This is a genomic window from Rhodococcus rhodochrous, assembly GCF_014854695.1.
Classification (GTDB): Bacteria; Actinomycetota; Actinomycetes; order Mycobacteriales; family Mycobacteriaceae; genus Rhodococcus.
The window spans coordinates 4,232,989-4,259,849 of sequence record NZ_CP027557.1; the positions used below are offsets into that span (position 1 = coordinate 4,232,989).

Consider the following 26,861-nt stretch of genomic DNA (forward strand, 5'->3'; position numbering starts at 1 on the left):
CCCGCTTGCGCTTCCAGGTCCATGATGGAAGGTGCAGGCTTCGTCGTTCACAGGAGGTTGCGATGACGGTTCGTCGGACGGTGGTCGTCGGTGCGGGCATCGTGGGTCTGTCCACCGCGTGGTTTCTGCAGGATCGAGGCATCGAGGTCACGGTGCTCGATCGAGTCGGCGTGGCGGGTGACGCCTCGTGGGGCAACGCCGGATGGCTCGCGCCGGCACTGACCCTGCCGCTACCCGAGCCGGGGGTGCTGCGTTACGGCGTGCGCTCGATGTTCCGGCCGTCGTCGCCGGTGTACGTGCCGCCCACGACGGATCTGCGGTTGCTGCGCTTCCTCGCCGACTTCGCCCGGCACTGCACGAGGCGGCAGTGGACGTCGTCGATGGAGGTCTTCGCGCGCGCCAACCGCCTCGCCCTCGATGCCTACGACGATCTCGCCCGCGGGTCGGGCGACACGATCGTCACCGAGCCGACGCGGGTCGCCGATCCGTTCCTCGCGGCGTTCACCTCGGACGACGACCGTCGGCTGCTGGTCGAGGAGTTCGAACACGCGCGTGCGGCCGGCAGCGAGATCGACTTCGACCTGCTCGACACCGACACACTGCATTCGCTCGAACCGCTGCTCGGGGACTCGGTGCGGGTGGGTCTCCGGATCCGGGGGCAGCGGTTCATCGATCCGCCGCGGTTCGTCGCCGCGCTGGCGCACGCGGTCCGCGCCCGGGGTGCGGAGATCGTCACCGACGTCGACGTCGAGGAGGTGCGCGACACCGGTCGCGGGGTGGATGTCGTCGTGGCCGGTGGGGACTCGCGGTCGGCGGATGCGGTGGTGCTCGCGAACGGAGCGTGGCTCGGGTCGCTCGCCCGGCCGTTCGGTGTGCGCACGCAGGTCCAGGCCGGTCGCGGCTACAGCTTCAGCGTGCGACCGCCGAGCCTGCCGAAGAACCCGGTCTACTTCCCTGCCCAGCGGGTGGCGTGCACACCCCTCCAGGACCGTTTCCGGGTCGCGGGAATGATGGAGTTCCGCAGCCCCGACGCCCCGCTCGACCCGCGACGCATCCGGGCGATCGTCGACGCGACCCGTCCGCTGTTGCGCGATGTCGACTGGGACGGGCGCAGCGAGGAGTGGGTGGGCTCGCGGCCGTGCACGGCGGACGGGCTCCCGCTGATCGGCCGCACCCGTTCGGAGCGGGTCCACGTCGCCGGCGGGCACGGGATGTGGGGTGTGGCGCTCGGTCCCCTCACCGGACGGCTGCTCGCCGGGTCGATGACCGGCGAGCCGGATCCGTTGCTCAGGTCGTTCGATCCGCTGCGCTGACCGGCCCGGGTTCGAGACGGTCGCGCACGCGGTCGAACCATTCGAGGACGGCCCGTTCGTAGAGGATGCCGAAATCGAGGGTCGCCGCGGCGTGCGGCGGAAGGATGTCGGCCGCCGCCTGCTGTTCGTAGGCGGCGAGCTGCTCCTCGTGTCTGCGGCGATGGTCGGCAAGCATCTCGGTGAGGCGCTCGGGCGGGAGGTGATCGCCGAAGGCGACGGTCAGCAGCAGGGGGTGGCGGATGTTCTCGTCGCCCGGTTCGCGGTCGATCCATTCGGCGAAGGCCGTGCGTCCGGCCTCGGTCAGCACGTAGGGCTTGCGGTCGCGCGGGCCCTTCTCCCCTGCCTCGATCAGTCCCCGCCGTTCCATCGCGGCCAGTTCCCGGTAGACCTGGCTCGTCGTCAGCGACCAGAACTTGCCGATGCGCGTCTGTGCGGTGGACACCAGGTCCCAGCCCGTTTTGGGGCCTTCGTGGAGGAATCCGAGCAGTGACGCGGCGGTGGCGTTGAGCGGTCGTCCGGTCATTGCCGGTTCCTTTCGCGATTCGGGTACGGAAAAGACTTGACATTCCACTGTGGCATATCCACCCTGGAATCAGGTGACATTCCATTGTGGAAGATCCCGGAGGGCACCATGGAACACACATCCACCACCGGCCCCGGTACTGCGACATTGCCGCTGCGCATCTCCGATGCCGAGCGTGAAACGATCGTGGAGGAGCTCGGGCGCCATCTCACCGCCGGACGGTTGACGATCGGCGAGTTCGACGAGCGTGTGGCCCGGGTCTACCGCGCCGTGACGCAGGACGACGCCGGCGCCGTTCTCACCGACCTGCCGTCGACACCCGTTCCCACCCCGTCCCCGCCGGCCGGCAAACCGTTCCCACGTCTGCGCCTGCCGCTCCACCAGCGCATCGAGTGGGGAGCCTGGGCCACCGTGGGATCGATCAATCTCGCGGTGTGGGCCCTGGTCTCGCTCGGAACGGCCTCACTGATCTACTTCTGGCCGATCTGGGTCATCGTTCCCTGGGGTCTCGTCCTGGCGGGACGCACCGCACTCGGACTCGAAGGCGGTCCGGACCGCCGCGGGGCCGACGACCACATCCGTAACGCCCCGCGACTGCACCGCGAACACATGCGCCGCGCGGCCGTCGTCCACCGGCGTGCCGTCATGCACCGGCGTGGACTGAATCCGCACTGCGAGCGATCGAGTCGTACCTGGTACTGATGTTCCCGAGATAGTGCGGGTGCGTGAGGATGTAGGGGGCGTCGATCGAGATGCCGCGGACGACGATCTCCCCCGCCGTCCCCGGTGCCATACCGGCGTTCCCGCCCTTGATGTGGTCCACGCGCCGGACCTCGCCGCCGAGCCGGGCGGTGCTGTCGTCGAGTCCCGAACGCACCAGCCCCGGGCACAGGACCGACACCCCGACACCGTGCGGGGCGAGTTCGGCGCGTAGCGCTTCGGACATCGCGACGACGGCGGCCTTCGCTGCGCTGTACACACCGCGGCCCGGCACACCCGCGGTCAGTCCCATGACCGAGGCGGTGTTGACGATGTGCCCACGCCCGCGTGTCCGCAGGTCACCCGCGAAGGTCGAGACGCCATTGAACACCCCGGTGACGTCGATGTCGATGACCGTGTCGAAGACCTGAGGATCGAGGTCGGCGAAATCCATTCCGTTGAAACCGATCCCGGCGTTGTTGACGAGGATGTCGACCGGGCCGAAGGCGTCCTCCGCCTCCTGCTTGACGCTGCGCCAGCCCTCCCGGTCGCGTACGTCGAGGACGGCTCCGCGGAAGAGCCGGAAGACTCCCGTCCGGCCGGCGAGCGTGGATTCGATTGCCGCATCGTCGATGTCCGCGATCGTCACGGCCACTCCGCGGCGGGCCAGGGCGTCGGCGATACCGCGGCCGATGCCGCTCGCACCTCCGGTGACGAGCGCGTGGCGCGCCGAGACGATGTTCATGGGAGCTCCGTTCGTCGAGGTCGGTGGTTCGTCGAAATCAGCGCGACCGGCGGATCTTCCCGAAGTCCCAGCTGCGCACGCTGCGCGGAGTGACCCGCAGCCACGCGTGACGGCCGTCCGTCGTGAACTCGTCGCGACCGGCGTACTTGCGGGCGAAGGACAGTTCGACGCCGCGCAGCAGTTCGTCCTCGACGGTGCGCGCCACGACCTCGGGGCGGGAACCGCGCGGCACGTCACCGACGCTCACCGCGGTTCCGCGCACCTCCACGCCGCGCAGATCCGTGAACTGCTCCCCACCATCGACGACGACCGCGATGCGCGGATCCTTCTGCAGGTCGGTCCAGCGGCGGCTGCGGACGACGGAGTTGAGCCACAGGAAGGCGCCGTCCCAGACGAACCACAACGGAGCGACGTGCGGGCTTCCGTCACCGCCGATCGTGGCGACGCGGCACGTCCGCTCGGCGGAGAGGAAGAGATCGATCTCCTCCTTCGTCATCGAGATCCCGGCGCCGCGCGTGCGCAGCGTGCCGTTTCCAGTCATCAGGCCTCCTACCTGCACGAATCCTCGTCAAGAATTTTATTCTCTTTGATGAGAGAGATGTTCTCACCCGCCGAGTGCGAACACAACAGTCCGATGGGTCCGACCGGTCTGCGATAGTCGGGACCAGCCGTGCCCAGCCCGGGCATCCCGCACGCCGGAGACGGAGCTGCCGATGTTTCTTCTCGACGACAGGCTGGTCTTCGGCGCCGGAGATCTCACCCGCGCCGCCTCGTGCGAGTTCGCACTGCTCCGCAACCTCGACTCGACGCTCGGTCGCCTCCCGCGCCCCGACACCGAACCCGATGCGATGCTCGACCGCGTCGCGGCGCTCGGCGGTCGTCACGAGCAGCGCGTCCTCGACCGGTTCCGCGCGCAGGTGGGTGCCGAGAAGGTCGTCGAGATCGCCCGGCCCGAGTACACCGCGCAGGCGCTCACCGAGGCGGCGCAGGCCACCCTCGACGCCGTCCGGGCCGGCGCGCCCGTCGTCTATCAGGGCGCTTTCTTCGACACCGGCTCCTCGGACGCCGCCCCCGATCCGCTCGGCATGATCGGCTTCTCCGATTTCCTCGTCCTCGAAGATGACGGCTACGCCGTCTACGACAGCAAACTCTCCCGGCACGCGAAGGTCGAGGCCCTGCTGCAGCTCGCCGCCTACGCAGACGCACTCGCGCGCACCGGGACGGCAGTCTCTTCGCACGCGCATCTCGTCCTCGGGGACGGCTCGATCGCCTCCTACCCACTGGCGGAGATCCTGCCGGTCTACCGGCACCGACGCGCCTGTCTCGAAACCCTTCTGGCGTCGCACCGCGCTGCCCCCGAGCCGGTGCGGTGGGGAGCGGGTGGGCACACCGCCTGCGGTCGCTGCGACGACTGCACCCCGGAACTGGAACGTCACCGCGACCTGCTGCTGGTCGCGGGGATGCGCAGTACCCAGCGGCTGCGGCTGATCGAGGCGGGCGTGTCGACCATCGACGACCTCGCCGCATGCGCGGCACCCGTCGACGGGATGGCCCGCCGCACCTTCGAGGTCCTGCGCGCGCAGGCACGGGCGCAGCTCGAGGAGGAGAGACGGGGCAGTCCCTACGCGGAGGTCTACGACGCCACCCCGCTCGGCATCCTGCCCGCGCCCGACGAGGGCGACATCTTCTTCGACTTCGAAGGCGACCCGCTGTGGTCCGAGGGCGGCAGTTCCGAGTGGGGACTCGAGTACCTGTTCGGCGTCGTGGAGGGACCGGCCGACGCACCGGTCTTCCGGCCCTTCTGGGCACACGACCGCGAACAGGAACGGCAGGCGCTGCTGGACTTCCTCGACTACGTCACCGACCGCCGGCGTCGCCACCCGAGGATGCACGTCTACCACTACGCCCCGTACGAGAAGACGGCGCTGCTGCGGTTGGCCGGTCGCTACGGCGTCGGCGAGGAGATCGTCGACGACCTGCTGCGCGAGGGTGTGCTCGTCGACCTGTATCCCGTGGTGCGCAACTCGATCCGGGTGGGCGCCCGGGCGTACGGGCTGAAGAAGCTCGAACCGCTCTACACCGACGTCGACGAGGCGCGCGACGGCGATGTCGTGGACGCGGGCGCCTCGATCGTCGCGTACGCCGACTACTGCGCACTGCGCGACGCCGGGCACCTCGAGGAGGCGGACCGCGAACTCGCGTCGATCGCCTCCTACAACGAGGCCGACTGCATCTCCACCCTGCGTCTGCGCGACTGGCTGCTCACCCACGCCCGCGACCACGGCATCTCCCCCACCGAGACGACCCACGACGAGGCCGCTCCCGACGCGGAGGCGCACCCCGTCGAGACGAAACTCCTCGACTACGTCGGCGGTGCACTGGCGGGTGACCGCACCCCGGAACAGCAGGCGGCCGCACTCGTCGCCGCGGCCATGGGCTATCACCGGCGCGAACGGAAACCATTCTGGTGGGGGCACTTCGACCGTCTGTCCACGGCTCCGGACGAGTGGGCGGACGCCCGCGACACGCTGGTCGCGGCGACGTGCACGCTCGAGACCGACTGGCACAAGGCCACGCCCCGCCAGCGACTGCTCCGGCGCCGGCTGCGCCTCGCGGGCGAGTTCGAGCCGGGCAGTACGTTGCGCGACGGCCAGGACGTCTTCCTGTTGTACGACGCTCCGGGACCGGACGGACTGCCCGACGGCGGCACCGGGACGCGCGCGTGGTCGCGCGGCGTGGTCGTCGAACGCACCACGGGGACGGACCATCCCGACGTGCTCGTCGTGGACGAATCGCTGCGGACGGACGAGGAGTACTCCGTGCTGCCGATCGCCGTCACACCCGGCGCGCCGATCTCGTCGAAGAACATCGAAGCGGCCATCGCCTCCGCCGCCGAGGCGATGTGCGACGAGTTGCCGGCTCTGCCGTCGACCGCGGCCGTGGACGTGCTGCGCCGCGTCCCGCCCCGACTGCGCTCCGGTGCCGCGCTGCCGGCGCTCGGCGACGACGCGGCCGGCACGATCGTCACGGCCGTTCTCACCCTGGAGAATTCGTACCTGGCGGTGCAGGGACCACCCGGCACCGGCAAGACGTACACCGGGGCCCGGGTGGTGGCGGCGCTCGTGAACGAGCACGGTTGGCGGGTCGGCGTGGTCGCGCAGTCGCATTCGGTGGTCGAGAACATGCTGGCCGGCATCGTCGCCGCGGGAGTGTCGCCGGAACGGGTCGCCAAGGCGAAATGCCAGAGCCCCGAACCGACGTGGACCGCCTTCCCGGACGCGAAGACCCTTGCGGCCCATATCGGTACCTCCACCACCGGTTACGTGGTGGGTGGAACGGCCTGGGACTTCACGAATCCGAACTGCATCGAGCCCGGCAGCCTCGACCTGCTGGTGGTCGACGAGGCCGGTCAGTTCTGCCTCGCCAACACCATCGCCGTGGCCACGGCGGCGTCGAATCTGCTGCTGCTCGGCGATCCCCGCCAACTGCCGCAGGTCTCGCAGGGCACCCACCCCGAGCCCGTGGACGAGTCCGCCCTCGGATGGCTCGCCGAAGGGCACGGGGCGTTGCCCGCCGATCGTGGCTACTTCCTTCCGGTGACCTGGCGGATGCACCCGGATCTGTGCGCGCGGGTGTCCGAGCTGTCCTACGAGGGACGCCTGCGGTCGAAGTCCGAGATCACCACGCGTCGCGCGCTCGACGGCGTCCCGCCCGGCGTCCGGCTCGTGGAGGTCGCGCACGAGGGCAACGCGACCTGCTCGCCCGAGGAGAGCGCCGAGATCGTGCGCGCCGTCGCGGCCGTGCTCGGCTCGGCGTGGACGGACGACGCCGGCTCCCCGTCGCGGCCCCTCGGCGAGGAGGACGTCCTGGTGGTCGCGCCGTACAACGCTCAGGTCACCCGCCTGCGGCAGGATCTCGCCGCCGCAGGTCTGCACCGCGTCCAGGTGGGCACCGTCGACAAGTTCCAGGGCCGCCAGGCGGCGATGGTGTTCGTGTCGATGACGGCCTCCGCCGTCGAGGACGTGCCGCGGGGCATGTCGTTCCTGTTGTCCCGCAACCGGTCGAACGTGGCCCTCTCACGCGGCAAGTGGTCGGCGGTGATCGTCCGGTCCGGCGCCCTGACCGATCACCTCCCGTCGACCCCGGACGGCCTGATCGAACTCGGGGCGTTCATGCGGCTGACCGGAGCCGACCCGACCAGGACGTGACCGCACTCACAGCGTCCGTTAGGATCGACGACGATCCTGTTACCTCAGGTATCAGATACACGGGACCCGGCCCCCGAGAAGACCCGGTCCCCCGAGCACAGGAGTACACGTGTCGAAGACCCTCGAGGCCACGATCGAGATCACCGCCTCCCCCGAGCAGGTGTGGCGCGTGGTGTCCGATCTGAAGCGGATGGGCGAGTGGAGTCCGCAGTGCCGTCGGATGATCGTGCGCGGTGGGCCGGTGTCTGCCGGCACCACCACGATCAACATCAACAAGAAGGGCCTGCTGGTGTGGCCCACGACGTCGAAGGTGATCGACTTCGAACCCGGCCGTCGCCTGAGCTTCCGGATCAACGAGAACCGGTCCATCTGGTCGTTCACCCTCGAACCCACCGCCACCGGCACGCGGGTCACCCAGCGGCGCGAGGCGCCCACCGGGACGAGCAAGGTATCGCAGACCCTGGTCAAGTATGTTCTCGGCGGCACCGAGGCGTTCGACGACGAACTGACGATGGGGATGAACGCGACTCTCGCCCGCCTCAAGAACGAGATCGAGGCGGGCGCGCGGGTCTGACCTTCCCTCCTCCGCTCACGTACGCTGGAGTGCCTGTGGACCGACAGGACCCGCCCGCGCGACGGGCGGGTCCACTGCGGTCCCGGATCACCGATCGCCAGCGATAAGAGGAGCCCGTGGCACGTAAGCCGACGCCCGCCGGAACACCCCCCACCAGCGGGGTAGCCCACATGGTCGACCTGGTCAGGCATGTCGTACCGCCCATGCATCCGGGCGGCATCCCCTTCGTCGCAGCTCCGCTCGCCGTGGCCACCCTCGGCCGCCGCAAGCCCTGGCTGCGCCGCGCCGGTCTCGCATCGGCACTGGCGTGCGCCACCTTCTTCCGGCACCCGCACCGCGTGCCGCCGAACCGCGCCGGGGTGGTCGTCGCTCCCGCCGACGGTGAGATCGCTCTCGTCGACCACGCCGTGCCGCCCGCCGAACTCGGGCTCGGCAGCGAGGAGCGCCCTCGGGTCAGCATCTTCCTGTCCGTCCTCGACGTGCACGTGCAGCGCAGCCCCGTCGGCGGCACCGTCCGCTCGGTGGTCCACACCCCGGGCAAGTTCCTCTCCGCCGATCTCGCCGACGCGAGCGAGGTCAACGAGCGCACCAGCATGCTGATCGAGACGCGCGACGGCGCCGAGGTCGCCGTCGTCCAGATCGCCGGGCTGCTCGCACGGCGCATCGTCAACGACGCGCAGATCGGCGACACCCTGCCGATCGGCGACACCTACGGCCTGATCCGCTTCGGATCCCGGGTCGACACCTACCTGCCGGTCGGGAGCACCCTGCTGGTCGAACGCGGTCAACGCACCATCGGTGCCGAGACCGTCCTCGCTCAGCTGCCCACGGTGTCGTGAGTCCGCACACGCAGGGTTCGCGTGCGGTCGCGACCGGGCGGTCCCGCAATCGGCCCAACGTCGTCCGCCTGCTGCCGAGCGTCATCACGATCCTGGCGTTCTCCGCCGGACTGTCGGCGGTGAAGTTCGCGCTCGACGGACAACTCGGCACCGCGCTCGGCATGATCGGCGCCGCGGCCGTCCTCGACTCGCTCGACGGCCGCATCGCCCGCATGCTCGACGCGACCAGCAAGATCGGCGCCGAACTCGACTCGCTGTCGGACGCCGTCGCGTTCGGTGTCGCCCCCGCGCTCGTGCTGTACGTGACGTTGCTCGACGGCAGCCCCTTCGGCTGGATCGTCGCCCTGCTCTACGCGGTGAGCCTCGTGCTGCGACTCGCGCGCTTCAACACCCTGCTCGAGGACGACAGCGTCCCCGCCTACGCACGCGAGTACTTCGTCGGTGTGCCCGCACCGGCGGCCGCCCTCATCGCGCTCGCACCCGTCGCCGCCCACATCCAGTGGGGCGACGGCTGGTGGACCGCCTACGGGCTGGTCGCGGTGTGGATCCTCGGGACGGCCGGGCTCGCGATCAGCCGCATCCCGACCTTCGCGATGAAGTCGGCGTCCGTGCCCGCGCGACTCGCCGTGGTGCTGCTGGTGCTGGTCGCGGTGGCGGCGGCCGCGCTGGTCACCTATCCGTTCATCCTCATGCTCGTGCTGGTCGCGGTCTACCTCGCGCACATCCCCTTCGCGGTGCGTTCGCGGCGCTGGGTCGCGGCCCGGCCCGAGACCTGGGACATCAAGCCCTCGGAGCGGCGCGCATTGCGTGCCCGCAACCGCGCGCAGCGTCCGCGTCGTGTCGCGGCCCGGCGTGTCGCCACATCGGCGAGATCTCAGGCGCGACTCGGGCTGCGCCGTCCGCGAGGGCGATGACATGCACGTCCCGCGAGGACGCTAGTCACGTTCTAGGCTCGGCGGGGTGACGACCCCACAACTCTCACTCACCGTCCGGCTCAACACCTCCGCCGCCGACTCGCGGCGCGGTGTCGTGCGTCTGCACCCCGAGGCGCTGGCCGCGCTGGGCCTACGGGAATGGGACGCGGTCGCGCTGGTGGGAGCGCGTCGCACCGCGGTCGTGGCGGGTCTCGCCCCGGCCGGCACCCCGACCGGCACGATCCTGCTCGACGACGTGGTGCTGTCGAACACGGGCCTGAAGGAGGACGCGACGGTCGTCGTCGCGCCCGTGACGGTCTACGGCGCGCGCACGGTAACGGTCACCGGCTCCACGCTCGCGCGGCAGTCGATCCCGGAGACCACCCTGCGTCAGGCGCTGCTCGGGAAGGTCCTCACCGTCGGCGACGCGGTGTCCCTGCTCCCCCGCGATCTCGGACCGGGCACGAGCAACGCCGAGACGACGCGGGCGCTGTCGCGGACGTTCGCGATCGCGTGGACCACCGAACTGCTCACCGTCTCGTCGGTCGATCCGGCCGGACCGGTGAGCGTGCAGCCGAACACCGCCGTCGTGTGGGGTGGTGGCCCGGGTGCGCTGCCGTCTTCCGTGCCGTCCGCCTCCGGATTCGTCTCGTCGGGCTTCGTCGCCTCCTCCCCCGCGACCGCCCCGCCCGACTCGGCCCCCGCCATGCCTCCGGCACCACCGGTCGAGGATCTCGTGGGTGTGCAGCCCCAGGTCGCGAAGCTCTCCGAATGGCTCACCCTCTCGCTCGACGAACCCGAACTGCTGCGCACCCTCGGCGCGTCGCCGCATCTCGGGGTGCTCGTCACCGGCCCCGCGGGCGTCGGTAAGGCGACCTTCGTGCGCTCGGTGGTTGCGGACCGGCGTCTGGTGGAGGTCGACGGGCCGGGCGTGGGTGCACTCGCCGCCGACGAACGGTTGCGCCGGATCTCCGCGGCGGCCGAAGCGGTGCGCGGCGGTGGCGTCCTGCTGCTCACCGACGTCGATGCCGTGCTGCCCGCCGACACCGAACCCGTCGCGACGTTGATCCTCGACGAGCTGCGACGGGTGGTCGACACCGAGGGCGCGGTGCTGATCGCGACCACCGCGCATCCCGACGACGTCGACTCCCGGTTGCGCGCCCCGGAGATCTGCGACCGCGAACTGTCCCTGCCGCTGCCCGACGGCGCGACCCGCCGGGCCCTGCTCGACGTGCTGCTGCGCTCGGTGCCGTCCACCGGTCTCGACCTCGCCGCCGTCGCGGGTCGCACCCCCGGTTTCGTCGTCGCCGACCTCGCGGCGCTGTGTCGCGAGGCGGCACTGCGCGCGGCGTCGCGGGCGAACCGCGACGACGACGAACCCTCGCTCGTCCAGGACGACCTGGTCGGCGCGCTCGAGGTGATCCGTCCGCTGTCGCGGTCGGGCTCCGAGGAGCTGGCGATCGGCAGCGTGAGCCTCGACGACGTCGGCGACATGGTCGAGACGAAGCAGGCCCTCACCGAAGCCGTCCTGTGGCCGCTGCAGCATCCCGATTCGTTCGAGCGTCTCGGCGTCGACCCGCCGCGCGGGGTGCTGCTGTACGGCCCGCCCGGTTGCGGCAAGACCTATCTCGTCCGCGCTCTCGCCGGCACGGGGCGCCTGAGCGTCCACGCCGTCAAGGGCGCCGAGCTGATGGACAAGTGGGTCGGTGCGTCGGAGAAGGCGGTGCGCGAGTTGTTCGAGCGTGCCCGCAACTCGGCACCGGCGCTGGTGTTCCTCGACGAGATCGATGCGCTCGCACCGCGCCGCGGGCAGAGCTCCGATTCCGGGGTGTCCGACCGGGTGGTTGCGTCGCTGCTCACCGAACTCGACGGTGTCGAGCCGCTGCGCGACGTCGTGGTGGTGGGAGCGACGAACCGGCCCGACCTCATCGATCCGGCACTGCTGCGTCCCGGCCGGCTCGAACGTCTCGTGTTCGTGCCGCCGCCGGACGCCGAGGCCCGGGCCGCGATCCTGAAGACCGCGGGTCGATCGGTACCGCTCGACGACGACGTCGACCTCGACGAGCTGGCCGCCGGACTCGACGGCTACTCGGCCGCGGACTGCTCGGCGCTGCTGCGCGAGGCCGCGCTCGCGGCGATGCGGCGGAACGTCGACGCCGCCGTGGTGACCGCGGAGGACGTCGCGGTGGCCCGGGAGAAGGTGCGGCCCTCGCTCGATCCCGCGCAGGTCGCTCATCTGCAGGCCTACGCGGAGGGCCGTTGAGATGGCCGTGACCACCGCGGTCCGCGTCGCCGGACCGGCAGCCGTCCTCGCGGCCTTCCTCGCCGCCGGGGTCGCGATCCTCGTCCCGGCCGCGGGCGAATCCGTCCTTCCTGAGGGTGCGCGCAGCGAATGGGCGCCCGTGGTCACCGCCGCGCTCGCCGTTCTCTCGGCGGCCGGACTGCAGCGGACCGGCTCCCGACGTACCGCCTGGATGCTGGCCGCCGCCTCTATCGTGGTCCTCGGTTCGATCCGCTATCTCGTTCCCGCCGGCATCTCGGCCGACAGCCTGACGGTCGTCGGATGGATGATCGCCGCGATCACCGGTGTGCTGCTCGGGGCGGCGACCGCGGGCTCGTGGGGTTCGGCGACCGGCCAGTGGGCCCTGATCGCCGGTGGCTGGGCGGCCTTCCTCACCGCCGCGGCCGTCGGTTCCGAGGTCCCCGTCGCGGCCGTGCGCTGGACGGTTCCCCAGTGGGTGCTGGCCTTCGCACTCGTGGCAACGGTCGCCGCCGCGCTGACGGTGCCCGCCGGGATGCGCGTGCAGCGGGCCGATCCGCGGTTGCTCGCGATCATGGTGACCGCCGCGGTGGTGCTCTCGGTGGGCTACCGACTGCTGGGCGAGTTCGTGGGTTCCCGCGCGAGCGACACGGGTGTGCTCCTGTGGCTGGTCGCCGGTGGGGCGCTCGCGGTCGCGGTCGTCGGCGCCGAGATCGTCGCGCGCCTCGTCCCGCCCGGCGACGACCGGTTCGTCCTCGCGGTCACCGGAGCCGTGGCCGCGGCGTACCCGGTCCTCGTCGAGTTGTGGTCGGGTATGCAGTCGGCGACCGTGCCGTGGTGGGTGCTGCTCGTCGCGGTGGCCGCCGTGGTCGCCGGGGTGCGGCTCTCCCCGTACATGCCGTACGCGCTTCCCGGGTTGGTGCTCGCCGCATCGATCTCGGCGGCGACGGTGTGGTGGCCGGCGGAGATCGGCGAGGGCATCCCTCTCGCGGTGCGGGTCGCGCTCGTCGCATTGGGCACCGGTCTCGCGCTCGGGGCATCGTTGCCGGGATCGGCGTCCGTCGCGGCTCTCGGCCTGGCGCTGCCGGTGCCGGCGACGGCCGTCGTCGGGGCGGTGTGGATGCTCCCGGCGGACGCGCAGTGGTCGGCGCTCGCACTGTTCGCCGTCGCCGTGATCTGTGCGTGGCAGGTGCGTTAGCGCTCTCACCTCCCCGATTCGCAAGCGTGCGAAGACAACCGTTAGGATAGGCACAATCCGTTTTGCCCGATGACGGCGAGCGGCGTGCATGTCGGGGCGATCCCCGTTTCGGCGGTGTGCCGTCCGCTGTGACGACAGCGAGTCCCACGGCCCGCAGTCTGTTTCACCCCGCCGACAGGCCCGACCCCGACGGAGTGCCTTTTGATCGCCATACTCGTTGCCCATGCGGTCGCTGCTCTTCTGGCGCCGTTTCTGGTCAGAGTCATGGGGAGAAATGCATTCCTGCCGCTCGCGCTGGTGCCCCTCACAAGTCTCGGCTGGGTCGTCACCAACTGGGGAACCGATCAGAAACTACAGATCGCGTGGGCCTCGACGCTGTCGATGAATTTCGACCTGCGCTTCGACACGCTTGCGGCGATCATGTGCGTGCTCGTCCTGGGCATCGGCTCGTTGATCCTGCTCTACTGCTCGCGCTATTTCGAGGACGACGAGCCCCGCCTGGGCGTGTTCGCCGCCGAGATGGTCGCCTTCGCGGGCGCCATGTTCGGTCTGGTGGTCAGCGACAACATGTTGCTGCTCTACATCTTCTGGGAACTGACGACCGTCCTGTCGTTCCTGCTCGTCGGGCATTACGCCGAACGCGCCTCGAGTCGGCGTGCCGCCACCCAGGCCCTGCTCGTCACCACGGCCGGTGGTCTGGCGATGCTGGTCGGCATCATCATCCTCGGCGAGATGGTCGGCAGCTACAACCTGTCCGACGTCGTCGCGGCGGCACCCCACGGCTGGCTCGCCGGTGTCGCCGTGGTGCTCGTGCTCGTCGGCGCACTGTCGAAGTCCGCCGTGGTCCCGCTGCACTTCTGGCTGCCCGGTGCGATGGCCGCCCCCACCCCGGTGTCCGGATATCTCCACGCCGCGGCGATGGTCAAGGCCGGCATCTATCTCGTGGCCCGGCTCGCCCCCGGCTTCGCGGACAGCGCCGCGTGGCGGCCGATCGTCATCGGTCTCGGTCTCGCGTCGATGATCCTCGCCGGCTGGCGAGCGTTCCGAGCCTTCGACCTCAAACTCATCCTGGCCTTCGGCACCGTCAGTCAGCTCGGTTTCCTCACAGCGCTGGTGGGCACGGGCAGCCGGGAAGCAGCCCTGGCGGGCCTGGCGATGGTGATCGCCCACGCCCTGTTCAAGGCATGCCTGTTCATGGTGGTCGGCATCATCGACCACTCCACGGGCACCCGCGACATTCGCAAGCTCGCGCACCTCGGCTCCGCCGCGCCCTATCTGATGGTGATCGCGATACTCGCGGCGGCGAGCATGGCCGGTCTGCCGCCGTTCATCGGGTTCGTCGCGAAGGAAGCAGCACTCGAGTCGTCGCTGGTGGCCGAGGTGCTGCCCGAGTGGGCGCGGATCGCCACGACCGCGGGCATCGTGGTGGGGTCGATCCTCACCCTCGCGTACAGCATCCGGTTCATCTGGGGTGCGTTCGGTCGCAAGCAGCTCAAACGTCCGAGCCCCGCGGTGCAGAACCTGCACGCGCCCGGCCCGCTGCTGCTCACCGCCCCGAGCGTTCTCGCGTTCGCCGGTCTCGCCGCGGGCTTCGCGAGCTCGTGGATCGATCACCTGATCGCCCCCTACGCCGACGAGCTGCCCACCGAACTCGACAAGCCCTACCACCTGGCGTTGTGGCACGGATTCACTCTGCCGCTCGCTCTGACCGGCGTGGTGATCGTGGGCGGCACGGCCCTGTTCCTCGCGCACCGCACCATCGCGCGCCTGCGCTTCGAGCACCCGCCGCTCGGCAACGCCGACCGGATGTACGACGCGACCCTCCAGGGCATGGACACCCTGTCCCTGCGCCTGACCGGTTTTCTGCAGCGCGGTTCGCTCCCCCTGACCCAGGCGACGATCCTCATCACCCTGGTGGCGCTCCCGACGGTGCTGATGTTCTTCTTCGGGCTGAGCACGATGCCGTCGACGCGCGCATGGGACTCGATCTGGCAGCTCGGGGTGGGGCTCATCATGATGGCCGCCGCGGTCACCGCGACGGTCCTGCGCAATCGCCTCGGCGGTGTGCTGGTCGTGGGCGTGACGGGTTACGGGCTCGGTGTGCTGTTCGCCCTCCAGGGAGCTCCCGACCTCGCGCTCACCCAGTTCCTCGTCGAGACCGTCACCCTCGTGATGTTCGTGCTGGTCCTGCGCAAGCTGCCCGCCGAGACCGACCCGGCCGCGGTGATGGGCAGCAAGTTCGCCCGCGCGATGCTCGGCATCGCCGTGGGCGCGGTGGTCGTCGGGATCGGCGCCTACGCCGTCGCGGCACGCACCACCGATCCGATCTCGCTGCTGCTGCCCGACGCCGCCTACTACGGCGGTGACGGCAAGAACATCGTCAACGTCCTGCTCGTCGACATCCGCGCCTGGGACACGATGGGCGAGATCTCGGTACTGCTGGTCGCTGCGACCGGCGTGGCCAGCCTGGTCTTCCGCACCCGCCGCTTCGGCACCGCCCCACGTGTGGCGGACGCACCCGCGGCGCAGCTCGACGCGGTCTCCGCCAGCAACGAGACGACCTGGCTGCTCGGCGGCGATCTCATCGATCCGCGCTACCGCTCGCTGGTCCTCGAGGTCACCACCCGGCTGGTCTTCCCCACCATGATGATCCTGTCGGTGTACTTCTTCTTCTCCGGGCACAATGCGCCCGGTGGCGGCTTCGCGGGCGGTCTCGTCGCCGGTCTCGCGCTGGTGTTGAGGTACCTGGCCGGCGGACGCTACGAGCTCGGAGAGGCGGTTCCCATCGACGCCGGCAAGATCCTCGGCCTCGGACTCACCTTCGCCGCGGGCACCGCACTGGTGTCGATGTTCCTCGGCGCCCCGGCCCTGTCGTCGGCGACCCTCGAGCTCACGCTGCCGCTGCTCGGCGACATCAAGCTCGTGACCGCACTGTTCTTCGACCTCGGTGTGTACCTCATCGTGGTCGGCCTGATCCTGGACGTGCTGCGCAGCCTCGGTGCTCGCCTCGACGCCGAGACCGTGGGTGAGGGCCGATGACCGCGAACATCACGCTCCTCGCCGTCGTCGGCGTGCTCGTCGCGGCCGGTGTGTACCTGTTGCTCGAACGCAGCATCATCAAGATGCTGCTGGGGCTGCTGCTGGCCGGCAACGGCATCAACCTGTTGCTGCTGACCCTCGGCGGTCCCGCAGGTCATGCACCCATCGTCGGTGTGGAGAGCGACGTCGAGCCGGACATGGCCGATCCCCTCGCGCAGGCGATGATCCTCACCGCGATCGTCATCACGATGGGTGTGGCGGCGTTCGTGCTGGCACTGACCTACCGCTCCTACACCTACCGCGCACGGGACGAGATCGAGAACGACCCCGAGGACACCCTCGTGTCGCAGCGGCGCAGTCTCGCCGACCTGCCGTCACGAGACCGCTCCGACGACCCGCTCACCGGTATCCCGAGCAAGAGCGGCGATGCCTTCGACGCCGCGGGCAACCCGATCCCGCTCGACCAGCTCAAGAACATCGAGGACCTCGAGGCGTACGAGGATCTGCACGACGGCGACTTCGACGACCCGACCGACTCGGCCTACACGCAGAACCAGGGCGGGACGGACGAGCCCGGTAGTGCCGAGGACGCCGACGAGGCCGTCCGTGCCGGTGAGGTCGACGAGGCCGTCCGTGCGGACGATCCCGACCCCGAGGCCCCCGACCCTGCCGAGGGCGAGCGGACCGGAGACGACGAGAAGAACGGGAAGGAGGATCGCCGATGAACCTGAGCGTCGCGAACCTCGTTCCCCTCCCCGTCCTCATCCCGTTGCTCGCCGCAGCCGCGACCCTGATCGTCGGCCGCCGTCCGCGCGTTCAGCGGTGGATCACCGTCTTCGCGCTGGTCGCCTCGCTCGTCGTGTGTGTGGCGCTGCTGTACTACGCAGACGCCGACGGCATCGCGGTACTGCAGATCGGTGGGTGGGAGGCGCCGATCGGCATCTCGCTGGTCGTCGACCGATTGTCGGCGTTGATGCTGGTCGTCTCGGCGATCGTGCTGCTGTCGGTGATGCTGTACGCGGTCGGTCAGGGTATCCACGACGGCAACGAGCAGCAGCCCGTCTCGATCTTCCTGCCGACCTATCTCGCGCTCACCGCGGGCGTCAACATCGCCTTCCTCGCAGGCGACCTGTTCAACCTCTTCGTCGGCTTCGAGGTGCTCCTCGCCGCCTCGTTCGTCCTGCTGACCCTGGGCGCGAGCGCCGACCGCGTCCGCGCGGGCGTCTCGTACGTCATGGTCTCGATGGTGTCCTCGCTGGTCTTCCTCGTGGGCATCGCCTTCGCCTACGCCGCCACGGGCACCTTGAACCTCGCCCAGATGGCACTGCGGATGGACGAGATCTCACCGGGCACCCGGGCCGCGATCTTCGGTGTGCTGCTCGTGGCCTTCGGTATCAAGGCCGCGGTCTTCCCGCTGTCGTCGTGGCTTCCCGACTCCTACCCCACCGCGCCCGCGCCGGTCACGGCCGTCTTCGCCGGCCTGCTGACCAAGGTCGGTGTGTACGCGATCATCCGGGCGCACACCCTGCTGTTCCCGGGCGGCGAACTCGACGACGTCCTGCTCGTCGCAGGTCTGCTCACGATGATCATCGGCATCCTCGGCGCGATCGCGCAGAACGACATCAAGCGTCTGCTGTCGTTCACGCTCGTCAGCCACATCGGCTACATGATCTTCGGCGTCGCGCTGTCGTCGCAGACCGGTCTCGCGGGCGCCGTCTACTACGTCGGCCACCACATCCTCGTGCAGACCACCCTCTTCCTCGTGGTGGGTCTCATCGAACGCCAGGCCGGGTCGGCCTCGCTGCGACGCCTCGGCAGCCTCGCGCTCATGTCCCCGCTGCTGGCGGTCCTGTTCCTCATCCCGGCGCTCAACCTGGGCGGTATCCCGCCGTTCTCCGGGTTCATCGGCAAGGTCGCCCTGCTGCAGGCCGGCGCGGAGGACGGTTCGGTCCTCGCCTGGGTCCTCGTCGCCGGTGGTGTCCTGACCAGCCTCCTGACGCTGTACGTCGTGGCGCGTATCTGGACGAAGGCATTCTGGCGGGCACGCGCCGACGCCCCCGAAGGCGACCTCGCCGACATCGGCCCCTCGGCGCTGATCGACGAATCCGCCACCGACATCTCCTTCGAGGAACGCCCGGACGTCGGCCGGATGCCGGCGGCGATGCTCGTCCCCACGGTCTGGCTCGTCGCGATCGGTGTGTCGTTGACGGTCTTCGCCGGTCCCCTGCTCGACATCAGCAACCGTGCCGCGGAGAACCTGCGCGACCGCACGGTGTACATCGAGGCCGTGCTGGGGGGTGAGCAGGAATGATGAAACGTGCCAATGTCCTGCGATTGTTCGTTCTGGGATGGACGACCCTGGTGTGGGTGCTGCTGTGGGGCACCTTCAGCATCGCCAACATTCTCGGCGGCATGGCCGTCTCGCTCGTCGTCATGTTCGTGCTGCCGCTGCCGCGTGTGCCCGTCGAAGGTCGCCTGCACGTGTGGTCTGCGATGCGACTCGGCGCGGTGATCTTCGGCGAGACCATCCGCTCGACGATCAACGTGGCGTGGCTCGCGATCCGGCCGTCCCCGCCGCCGGTCACCGGCGTGCTGCGCTGCCGGCTCACCATCAAGTCCGACCTGGTGCTGACACTGTGGACGGACATCATGAACAACATCCCGGGCACCATGGTGCTCGAGATCGACCAGGTGCGGCGGATCATGTACGTGCACGTCCTCGACGTGAGTACCGACAAGGCCGTGGCCGACTTCTACCGTTCCGCCCGCCTCATCGAGCGCCTTCTCATCCGGACGTTCGAACGCGAGTCGGAATGGCAGGCCAGCCCCTGGCGCAGCGGAACGGAGGAACTGACGTGACCGTGACACTGGCGATCGCGGGGGCACTGTTGTTCGTCTCCGCGGTCCTGATCACCTACCGCGTGATCGCGGGTCCCAACTCCCTCGACCGGCTCGTCGGCGTGGATGCCCTGCTCGCGCTCGGCATCTGCGGCATCGCGATCTGGGCGGTGTACACACGCGACACATCGGTGCTGCCCGCCACCGTGGCGCTGGCCCTGGTCGGCTTCATCGGATCGGTGTCCGTGGCTCGATTCCGGGTGCGTGACGAAGGATGACGACGATCATCGACACCTTCGCCCACATCCTGATCCTCATCGGGGCGGTCATCTCGCTGACCGCCGCGATCGGCGTGGTGCGTTTCCGCGACACCCTGTCGCGCATGCACCCTGCCACGAAGCCCCAGGTGGTGGGTCTGTTGTTCGTGCTGGGCGGTTCCATGATCATCCTGCGTAGTTCGGTCGACATCTGGATGATGGCCCTGGCGGGCATGTTCATGGTGCTCACCGCCCCCGTGATCGCCCACCGGGTCGGCCGCGTCGCCTACCGGGAGCAGCTCGGTCGCGACGGTCTGCTCGACGAGGACGCTCCCGGCGGTGCCTGACAACCGATGAGGGCCTGACGGCCGGGACGTCCTCGGCCGATCACTCCTTCAGTTCCTGCACGAGCGAGTCCACTACCGCGACGAGATCGCCGTCCGTCCGTTCCGCGAGCCGCCGCTGACGCTGATAGGACGCTCCCCGCACCGGGATGTCCGCGACCCGCGCGAGTTCGTCGGCGCAGCCGAGCCGCACCGCGGTGGGCATGATCTGCTCGAGCAGATCGTTCAGGTCGTCGGTGACCAGCCGCTCGGTGCACACCGGGTCGAGGATGACCTCCGCGTCGAGTCCGTAGCGCGCCGCACGCCACTTGTTCTCCTTGACGTGCCACGGCTGCAGCACGGGCAGTTCCTCGCCCCGTTCGAGACATTCGTCGAAGTAGACGACGAGCGAATGCACGAACGCGACGAGGGCGGCCAGTTCTGCGCGGTTGGTGATGCCGTCGAAGACCCGGACCTCGAGGGTGCCCCATTTCGGCGCCGGCCGGATGTCCCAGTGCATGCCCCCGGGGTGGCTGATGACTCCGGACTTGAGCTGGTCGGCGATGAACTCCGCGTACTGCGGCCAGTCGGCGAAGTGATAGGGCAGACCGGCGGTCGGCAACTGCTGGAACATCAGCGCGCGGTTGCTCGCGTAGCCCGTGTCGTAGCCCGCCCAGATCGGCGACGAGGCCGACAACGCGAGCATGTGGGGATACTTCACGAGCATGGCGTTGAGGATCGGGATGACCTTCTCCGCCGAAGAGATCCCCACATGGACGTGCACTCCCCAGATGAGCATCTGCCGTCCCCACCAGCGGGTGCGGTTGATCATCTCGTCGTAGTCCGGGGAAGGCGTGACGGTCTGGTCGGTCCACTGCGCGAACGGGTGGGTACCGGCGCACATCAGGTCCACGCCGTTCGGGTCGGCGGCACGTCGCAGCAGCGACAGCGACTCGGACAGGTCGTCGACCGCCTCGGCGACCGTGTCGTGGACGCCGGTGACGAGTTCGACGGTGTTGCGCAGGAACTCCTTGGTCAACCGCGGGGTCTCCCCCGCGATCTCCTTCACCCTGTCGAAGACGACCGCCGCGCTGTTCGAGAGATCGCGGGTGGTCTTGTCCACCAGAGCGATCTCCCATTCCACGCCGATCGTGGGACGGGGTGATCCCGGAAACGCGACTGCCACGTCTCGATCCAACCACAGGGCCCCGCCGACGGATGTCCGTCTGCGGGGCCCTGTGTCGGGAATTACCTGCGAGATCGAGTCTCAGGAGATTCGGACTCCGGTCACTCGATGACGCCGCACGCGAGGCGTGCGCCGAGGTTGTCCTGGTGCACGACCACCGAAGTGCCGTCCTCACCCTCGAGGTCCTCGAGGCCGAAGGCCGAGGTGGTGACGGTGGCGGTGGCGGTACCGTCCTCACGGACGACGAGCGAAACCAGGTCGCCGCTCTCCGGGACGGAGGTGTTGCCGCCGGCCTGCAGGTGGGCGCCGGCGGACAGGAACGCTCCGGGCTCGCCACCGTCAGGAGCGGTGGACTCGGCCTCGCAACGGCCGAACTCGTGGATGTGGACACCGTGGTAGCCGGGCTCGAGACCCTCGACGTCGACGGTCACCTCGACGTTGCCACCGTTCTCGGCAAACGACACGGTGCCGGCCGACTCGCCGTCGACCGTGGTGAGCTCGGCGGTGAGCGCAGCAGCGGTGGCGGAGCCACCGGCGTGCGACTCGCTGCCGCCCTCGGTGCCGTGGTCGTCGCCGTGGGCCTCGGAAGCGGGTGCGGCGGATCCCGTCCACACCGGCGGCGTCGTCCCCGGCTCGGTGCTCGCCTCCTCGCTGTTCGAGCACGCAGTCAGGCCCACCGCGGCGATCGCGACGATCGGGGCCAGAGCACGCCAGGACATGCGACGGGTGGAACTGGAGACCATCAAACCGCTCCTTCGAAGTGCCGAAAAGTCACCCGATCATAACCGGGCGTCTCCGGCACCCACCCGGTGGCGGACCGACACGGTTCCGGCGCTACGGCGAAGTGACGATGACGATCACTCCGGGGGCGGCATTGCGGATGCCCTCGAAGCGCGGTTGCGCGGTGACCCCGAGCGACTCCGCGACGGCCGTCGCGGTCTGCTGCTCGCCGGGCGACGTCCCGTAGAACACCGAGGTCTGCGGCAGTAGGCCCTCGCTGTAGTTGCCGGTTTCGGTGATGGTGAAGCCCTCGTCCTCGAGGTAGGTGGCGGTCTGCGCGGCCAGGCCCGCGATCTCGGAGTTGTTGAACACGCGGACCGGTGCCGTCGCGGCGGCCGAGGTGTCGGAGGCGAAGGAGGTTCCGCTCGCCACGGGCAGGGAGGGAACCGAGGACGCGGCCGCGGTGGTGGTCGCGCCGGTTCCGGCGGCGGACGTGCCCCCGTTCGCGGCAGCGGGCGCGGGCACGTTGGGCACCGCGGCCGAGCGCGGCGACGGTGCGCTCGGCGCTGCGGCGGTCGTCGTGGTGGGTGCCGCCGTGGGAGCGGGTTCGTCGTCGGAATCACCGAGCGAAGCGAAACCCAGACCTGCGAACAGGATGCCCAGGGAGATCAGGACCATCGCGAACGCACGCAGAGGCGGTCCCGAGGGTGCGGGCGCGCGGCTGGGGATCTCGGGGGTTCTGCTCACGACCTCGACCATAGTTGCCCGAGCACACGCAGCGCTGCCGACCGGCCGCGCGTGTCGACATTGCAGTATCCGGCCCGGAAGCCGCCCGTCTAGCGGGTGTCGAAACCGAGCCGGCGGGCCGCGCGGGCCTTCTGACGGCTCGCACGCAACCGCCGCAGCCGCTTGACCAGCATCGGATCGGCGGCGAGCGCCTCGGGACGATCCACCAGAGCATTGAGCACCTGGTAGTAGCGGGTGGCGGAGAGACCGAAGAGTTCCTTGATGGCGTCCTCCTTGGCACCGGCGTACTTCCACCACTGCCGTTCGAACGCCAGGATGTCGAGATCGCGACGGCTCAGGCCGTTCGCCTCGTCGCCGGTGGGCTCCTGCGCGGATGCGCCGTCGCCCTGCGGGGACACGAGATCGGACCGGTCGTTGCCGTGCGCTGCTGCGCCGTCCATTTCCCTCCTCGACTGGCTGGATCACACCGTGACGAAGAGTCCTTGCGTCTCGGCGGAAGTCATTCAATCACGGGGTGGGGACACATACCGGTTCGAGAACGCCGCGAGTCGATCCCATTATCCTGTGTCACCATGGCCATTCTTCCCATCGTCATCGTCGGCGACCCCGTCCTGCACAACCCGACCCGGCCGGTGACCGAGTCACCCGCCGAACTCGCTCAGCTGATCGCCGACATGTTCGAGACGATGGACGCGGCCAACGGCGTCGGCCTCGCCGCCAACCAGGTCGGTGTCGACAAGCGGCTGTTCGTCTACGACTGCCCCGACCGCGACGAGTCCGGCAAGGTCGCGCGCCGGCGTGGCGTCGTCGTCAACCCGATCCTCGAGACCTCGGAAATCCCCGAGACGATGCCCGACCCCGAGGACGATCTCGAGGGCTGCCTGTCCGTGCCCGGCGAGAACTTCCCCACCGGTCGCGCCGACTGGGCGAAGGTCACCGGTACCGACGAGAACGGTGAGCCCGTCGAGATCGAGGGCCACGGATTCTTCGCTCGCATGCTGCAGCACGAGGTCGGGCACCTCGACGGCTTCCTGTACGTCGACGTCCTGATCGGGCGCAACGCCCGCGCCGCGAAGAAGACCATCAAGCGTGCCGGCTGGGGTGTCCCGGGTCTGACCTGGCTCCCCGGTTCGGTGGAGGACCCGTTCGGCCACGACGACGAGGACGACTGACGAGGCGACCGGCGAACCGTCGATGACGACCGACCGTCCGGCCCCCTCCGTACCCCTCGGCACCCGGGTGGTGCTGCGGTACCGCCTGCCCGCCGGCTACAGCCACCCGATGACCGACGTCATCGGTGAACTCGTCTCCGTCGAACCGGTGGTCTCGGTGCGCACCGCCGACGGTCGTGTCGTCCAGGTGTCCCCCACCTCGGTCGTCGCGCTCAAGCCGATCGCGGCGCGGCCGATCCGCGTCTCGGAGATCCGCGCGCTCGAGCACGCCGCCGCCGCGGGGTGGCCCGGTCTCGAATCGGCCTGGGTGGACGGCTGGCTCGTGCGCGCCGGGCACGGTTTCACCCGGCGCGCCAATTCGGCGACGCCGCTGGGTGAACGCGGCACCGTGGCCGACCCCGCCGATCCGGCCGTCCGCGCCCGGCTCCGCGAATGGTTCGCGGCGCGCGGACTGCCGCTGCGACTGCTGGTACCCGATCGCCTCGCCCGGGTCCCCGAGGGGTGGCCGACCTCGGAGCCGGTACTCGTGATGGGCGCCGACCTCGCGAACGTCCCCTTGCCGCCGGAGCCCACCCCCGTCACGATCACCGACCGGCCGGACGCCGACTGGATGTCGCTCCACCGCGCCGACGCCGACCCGCTGCTCGCGCAGGACGTGCTCGGCTCGGTGGCCGCGGGGATCCTCGGGTTCGGCCGCATCGGAGCACCCGGGCAGCCGCCCCTCGCGATCTGCCGCGCGGCGATCACCGACGCGCCGGACGGACGCCGCTGGGTGGGTCTGTCGACCGTCGAGGTCGCTCCCGAACACCGGCGTCGCGGACTCGGCACACTCGTGTGCGGCGCCCTGCTGCGCTGGGCACGCGAGCAAGGCGCGACCCACGCATATCTGCAGGTCGAGGAGTCGAACACCGCGGCGCGCGCCCTGTATCGCGAACTCGGCTTCGTCGACCACCACCGCTACCGGTACGCCTCCGAACCCGTCGGATAGGTCGCCTACAGTGGGCGTGTGCGCCTTGCTACCTGGAATGTGAACTCCGTCCGTGCCCGTACCGACCGCATCCTCGACTGGTTGCAGCGAACCGACACGGATGTGCTCGCGATGCAGGAAACCAAGTGCAAGGACGAGCAGTTCCCGTACGAACGCTTCGAGGAACTCGGCTACCGCGTCGCGCACGTCGGACTGAGCCAGTGGAACGGTGTGGCCATCGCGTCGCGCGTGGGCCTCGACGACGTGCAGATCGGCTTCGAGGACCAGCCCGGTTTCTCCAAGGACCCGGAGGTCGATCCGGCGCTCGAAGCGCGGGCGATCGGCGCGACGTGCGCGGGTGTGCGCGTGTGGAGCCTGTACGTCCCCAACGGCCGCGATCTGAACGACCCGCACTACACCTACAAGCTCGACTGGCTCGCCAAGTTGCGCGCCGACGCGCACGCGTGGGCCACCGCAGCGCCCGAGCAGCCCATCGCGCTGGTCGGCGACTGGAACGTCGCCCCCACCGACGACGACGTGTGGGATCCGGCCTTCTTCGAGGGCAAGACGCACACTTCGCAGCCCGAGCGCGACGCCTTCCACGCGTTCGCCGAGGTCGGCTACACCGACGTCGTCCGTCCGTACGCGCCCGGCCCCGGGGTGTACACCTACTGGGACTACACCCAGCTGCGCTTCCCCAAGAAGCAGGGCATGCGGATCGACTTCGTCCTCGGATCACCGGCCTTCGCGGCACGGGTGACGGGCGCCGAGATCGACCGCAACGAACGCAAGGGCAAGGGCGCGAGCGACCACGCACCGGTCATCGTCGACCTCGACCTCTGAGCGGATTCGATCGCTGAGCGGATTCCTGGCCGGGTGAACCGCCCGCGCAGGCATCAGGCCTTGCGGGCGGGCACCTTGCGCTGCGGTTGCCTGCGCCGATTCTCCTTGCGCTGGGGTTCCGTGCGCTGAGCTTCCGTGCGCTTGGGTTCCGTGCGCGGCGGCTCGAGAGCCACGACGACGTCGCGGTAGTTCTCGTGCGACGACAGGAACCGCTGCACATAGGTGCACACCGGCCGCACCCGCCAACCTCGGCTGCGCGCGAGATCGAGCGAACCACCGACGAGGACGGCCGCGAGACCCCGATGGCCGAAATCCTCGACGATCACGGTGTGCATGAAGTCGACGACCGGCGGGTTCGGCGCCGGAGCGCGTTCGAAGTCGTAGTACCCCAGGATGCCGACGAGATCGCCGTTGAGGCGCAGTTCGAACCGGTTCTGGTCGGCGTTGTCCGACACGGCGAGGTCCGGCGAACTCGTGTTCATGAGCGCCTCCAATGGGGGTGTTGCGTGATCGAACTGTGACCTATGCCACTATAGAGCAACGAGGCGGCCACCGGCGGCAACGCTGTCGTGTTTCGCAAAGTGCACCCGCCTCAGCGCCGCCCGGCCGTGATCGAACACACCCTCGGTAGGGTGTCCGCGTGGACCTTCTGCCCCTGTCGCCTCGAGGCGAGACCCCGGTTCGAGCCCTCACCATCGCCGGCACCGACTCCGGAGGCGGAGCCGGCATCCAGGCCGACTCCCGCACGATGGCGATGTGCGGTGTGCACGCATGCGTCGCGGTGGCCGCCGTGACCGTCCAGAACTCCGTCGGCGTCCGCGGGTTCCACGAGATCCCCGCCGAGACCGTGGCCGACCAGGTGCGGTGCGTGGTCGAGGACATCGGGGTGTCCGCAGCGAAGACGGGCATGCTCGCCTCCACGCAGATCATCGAGGCCGTCGCGCAGGTGTGCTCCGAGGTGGGCATCGGCCGCGACATGGAGGTGCCGCTCGTCGTCGACCCGGTCTGCGCCTCGATGCACGGCGACCCGCTGTTGCACTCCGACGCCCTCGACGCCATCCGCGGGGTGCTCATCCCCCTCGCCACCGTCGTCACCCCGAATCTCGACGAGGTACGGCTGATCACGAGCATCGACGTCGTCGACGACGCGTCGGCACGGCGCGCCGCCGAAGCGCTCCATGCGCTCGGCGCCCAGTGGGTGATCGTCAAGGGCGGTCACCTGCGCAGCTCGGAGAAGAGCACCGACCTGCTGTTCGACGGCGACCGTTTCCTCGAGTTCAGCACGCCGCGCATCGAGACCGGCAACGACCACGGCGGCGGCGACACGCTCGCGGCTGCGATCGCGTCGGCCCTCGCGCACGGCCGGTCGGTGCCCGAGGCCGTCGAGTTCGCGAAGGAATGGATCACGAAGTGCCTCGAGTGGTCCTACGACCTCGGTCACGGCCACGGCCCGGTCAACCCGTTGTGGCGCCTGCACGAGCGCTGACCGCGCCCGC

Annotated in this window: 26 protein-coding genes; 18 read left to right on the top strand and 8 right to left on the bottom strand. The window is 69.8% G+C overall.

The genetic code is table 11. The features are described from left to right. Positions 1-62: 62 nt before the first annotated feature. Positions 63-1,313, top strand: coding sequence for an NAD(P)/FAD-dependent oxidoreductase (locus C6Y44_RS19540; protein WP_159417688.1), 1,251 nt, complete (start codon positions 63-65; stop codon positions 1,311-1,313). On the opposite strand, the gene C6Y44_RS19545 is transcribed toward C6Y44_RS19540, so the two are convergent. Beyond that, positions 1,288-1,836 carry a PadR family transcriptional regulator gene (locus C6Y44_RS19545; protein WP_159417687.1) on the bottom strand — a complete coding sequence of 183 codons (549 nt, stop codon included), beginning with the start codon at positions 1,834-1,836 and terminating at the stop codon, positions 1,288-1,290. The genes C6Y44_RS19540 and C6Y44_RS19545 overlap by 26 nt on opposite strands. A 108-nt stretch (positions 1,837-1,944) precedes the next feature. Here C6Y44_RS19545 and C6Y44_RS19550 point away from each other — a divergent pair, with 108 nt between their 5' ends. Beyond that, a complete protein-coding gene (locus tag C6Y44_RS19550) occupies positions 1,945-2,538 on the top strand; it encodes a DUF1707 SHOCT-like domain-containing protein (RefSeq protein ID WP_192378514.1) in 594 nt (197 codons plus the stop codon). Here C6Y44_RS19550 and C6Y44_RS19555 read toward each other — a convergent pair. Both C6Y44_RS19555 and C6Y44_RS19560 read right to left on the bottom strand, forming a co-directional pair. Then, positions 2,480-3,280 (bottom strand): SDR family oxidoreductase, encoded by an 801-nt coding sequence (locus tag C6Y44_RS19555; protein WP_159417686.1) that lies wholly within the window; start codon positions 3,278-3,280, stop codon positions 2,480-2,482. The two genes, C6Y44_RS19550 and C6Y44_RS19555, sit on opposite strands and share 59 nt — an antisense overlap. Before the next feature lie 37 nt (positions 3,281-3,317). Further along, on the bottom strand, positions 3,318-3,821 hold the full coding sequence (locus C6Y44_RS19560; RefSeq protein ID WP_159417685.1) for a pyridoxamine 5'-phosphate oxidase family protein: 504 nt from the start codon (positions 3,819-3,821) through the stop codon (positions 3,318-3,320). A 172-nt stretch (positions 3,822-3,993) separates the two neighbouring features. Between C6Y44_RS19560 and C6Y44_RS19565 the strand changes: the two genes are divergently transcribed. The 12 genes from C6Y44_RS19565 to mnhG all read left to right on the top strand — a co-directional run bounded on the left by C6Y44_RS19565 (position 3,994) and on the right by mnhG (position 19,754). Next, complete coding sequence (locus C6Y44_RS19565; RefSeq protein ID WP_159417684.1) at positions 3,994-7,488, top strand: TM0106 family RecB-like putative nuclease; 3,495 nt, start codon at positions 3,994-3,996, stop codon at positions 7,486-7,488. A gap of 109 nt (positions 7,489-7,597) precedes the next feature. Beyond that, positions 7,598-8,062 (top strand): SRPBCC family protein, encoded by a 465-nt coding sequence (locus C6Y44_RS19570; RefSeq protein WP_085469694.1) that lies wholly within the window; start codon positions 7,598-7,600, stop codon positions 8,060-8,062. 116 nt (positions 8,063-8,178) lie between these two features. Further along, a complete protein-coding gene (locus C6Y44_RS19575; protein ID WP_024101805.1) occupies positions 8,179-8,901 on the top strand; it encodes a phosphatidylserine decarboxylase in 723 nt (240 codons plus the stop codon). After that, the gene (locus C6Y44_RS19580; protein WP_060650589.1) at positions 8,898-9,815 is read left to right on the top strand and encodes a CDP-alcohol phosphatidyltransferase family protein; all 918 of its coding nucleotides are present in this window, start codon (positions 8,898-8,900) and stop codon (positions 9,813-9,815) included. Before C6Y44_RS19575 ends, C6Y44_RS19580 begins: the two co-directional genes overlap by 4 nt. 46 nt (positions 9,816-9,861) lie before the next feature. After that, positions 9,862-12,078 carry an AAA family ATPase gene (locus C6Y44_RS19585; protein ID WP_159417683.1) on the top strand — a complete coding sequence of 739 codons (2,217 nt, stop codon included), beginning with the start codon at positions 9,862-9,864 and terminating at the stop codon, positions 12,076-12,078. A gap of 1 nt (position 12,079) precedes the next feature. Then, the gene (locus C6Y44_RS19590; RefSeq protein ID WP_159417682.1) at positions 12,080-13,273 is read left to right on the top strand and encodes a hypothetical protein; all 1,194 of its coding nucleotides are present in this window, start codon (positions 12,080-12,082) and stop codon (positions 13,271-13,273) included. A 201-nt stretch (positions 13,274-13,474) separates the two neighbouring features. After that, a complete protein-coding gene (locus tag C6Y44_RS19595) occupies positions 13,475-16,312 on the top strand; it encodes a Na+/H+ antiporter subunit A (RefSeq protein ID WP_159417681.1) in 2,838 nt (945 codons plus the stop codon). Further along, entirely contained in the window at positions 16,309-17,037 is a 729-nt protein-coding gene (locus C6Y44_RS19600; protein ID WP_120280150.1) for a Na(+)/H(+) antiporter subunit C, read from the top strand. Before C6Y44_RS19595 ends, C6Y44_RS19600 begins: the two co-directional genes overlap by 4 nt. Continuing rightward, positions 17,034-18,623, top strand: a complete 1,590-nt coding sequence (locus tag C6Y44_RS19605) for a Na+/H+ antiporter subunit D (protein ID WP_120280151.1) — start codon at positions 17,034-17,036, stop codon at positions 18,621-18,623. The genes C6Y44_RS19600 and C6Y44_RS19605 overlap by 4 nt, the downstream gene beginning before the upstream one ends. Continuing rightward, positions 18,623-19,171, top strand: a complete 549-nt coding sequence (locus tag C6Y44_RS19610; RefSeq protein WP_120280152.1) for a Na+/H+ antiporter subunit E — start codon at positions 18,623-18,625, stop codon at positions 19,169-19,171. The genes C6Y44_RS19605 and C6Y44_RS19610 overlap by 1 nt, the downstream gene beginning before the upstream one ends. Next, the gene (locus C6Y44_RS19615) at positions 19,168-19,428 is read left to right on the top strand and encodes a monovalent cation/H+ antiporter complex subunit F (RefSeq protein WP_060650582.1); all 261 of its coding nucleotides are present in this window, start codon (positions 19,168-19,170) and stop codon (positions 19,426-19,428) included. Before C6Y44_RS19610 ends, C6Y44_RS19615 begins: the two co-directional genes overlap by 4 nt. Continuing rightward, on the top strand, positions 19,425-19,754 hold the full coding sequence (gene mnhG / locus C6Y44_RS19620) for a monovalent cation/H(+) antiporter subunit G (protein ID WP_120280153.1): 330 nt from the start codon (positions 19,425-19,427) through the stop codon (positions 19,752-19,754). The genes C6Y44_RS19615 and mnhG overlap by 4 nt, the downstream gene beginning before the upstream one ends. A 40-nt stretch (positions 19,755-19,794) precedes the next feature. Here the strand turns inward: mnhG and C6Y44_RS19625 are convergent, their stop codons facing one another. The 4 genes from C6Y44_RS19625 to C6Y44_RS19640 all read right to left on the bottom strand — a co-directional run bounded on the left by C6Y44_RS19625 (position 19,795) and on the right by C6Y44_RS19640 (position 22,823). Then, a complete protein-coding gene (locus C6Y44_RS19625) occupies positions 19,795-20,916 on the bottom strand; it encodes a glutamate--cysteine ligase (RefSeq protein ID WP_120280154.1) in 1,122 nt (373 codons plus the stop codon). A 101-nt stretch (positions 20,917-21,017) separates the two neighbouring features. Beyond that, a complete protein-coding gene (locus C6Y44_RS19630) occupies positions 21,018-21,659 on the bottom strand; it encodes a superoxide dismutase family protein (protein ID WP_120280155.1) in 642 nt (213 codons plus the stop codon). 91 nt (positions 21,660-21,750) lie between these two features. Next, positions 21,751-22,395 carry a LytR C-terminal domain-containing protein gene (locus C6Y44_RS19635; RefSeq protein ID WP_120280156.1) on the bottom strand — a complete coding sequence of 215 codons (645 nt, stop codon included), beginning with the start codon at positions 22,393-22,395 and terminating at the stop codon, positions 21,751-21,753. A gap of 77 nt (positions 22,396-22,472) precedes the next feature. After that, positions 22,473-22,823 (bottom strand): DUF3263 domain-containing protein, encoded by a 351-nt coding sequence (locus tag C6Y44_RS19640; protein WP_016691601.1) that lies wholly within the window; start codon positions 22,821-22,823, stop codon positions 22,473-22,475. 132 nt (positions 22,824-22,955) lie between these two features. Here C6Y44_RS19640 and C6Y44_RS19645 point away from each other — a divergent pair, with 132 nt between their 5' ends. The 3 genes from C6Y44_RS19645 to C6Y44_RS19655 are packed head-to-tail and all read left to right on the top strand — an operon-like array spanning position 22,956 to position 25,365. Further along, positions 22,956-23,555: a peptide deformylase gene (locus tag C6Y44_RS19645; protein ID WP_120280157.1), complete on the top strand. Its 600-nt coding sequence runs from the start codon at positions 22,956-22,958 to the stop codon at positions 23,553-23,555. A gap of 22 nt (positions 23,556-23,577) precedes the next feature. Further along, positions 23,578-24,543, top strand: coding sequence for an N-acetylglutamate synthase, CG3035 family (locus C6Y44_RS19650; RefSeq protein ID WP_159417678.1), 966 nt, complete (start codon positions 23,578-23,580; stop codon positions 24,541-24,543). A gap of 18 nt (positions 24,544-24,561) precedes the next feature. Continuing rightward, positions 24,562-25,365 carry an exodeoxyribonuclease III gene (locus C6Y44_RS19655; RefSeq protein ID WP_120280159.1) on the top strand — a complete coding sequence of 268 codons (804 nt, stop codon included), beginning with the start codon at positions 24,562-24,564 and terminating at the stop codon, positions 25,363-25,365. 53 nt (positions 25,366-25,418) lie between these two features. On the opposite strand, the gene C6Y44_RS19660 is transcribed toward C6Y44_RS19655, so the two are convergent. Continuing rightward, on the bottom strand, positions 25,419-25,847 hold the full coding sequence (locus C6Y44_RS19660; protein WP_120280160.1) for a GNAT family N-acetyltransferase: 429 nt from the start codon (positions 25,845-25,847) through the stop codon (positions 25,419-25,421). 158 nt (positions 25,848-26,005) lie between these two features. Here C6Y44_RS19660 and thiD point away from each other — a divergent pair, with 158 nt between their 5' ends. Then, entirely contained in the window at positions 26,006-26,851 is an 846-nt protein-coding gene (gene thiD, locus C6Y44_RS19665; RefSeq protein WP_120280161.1) for a bifunctional hydroxymethylpyrimidine kinase/phosphomethylpyrimidine kinase, read from the top strand. The last annotated feature ends 10 nt before the right edge of the window (positions 26,852-26,861 follow it).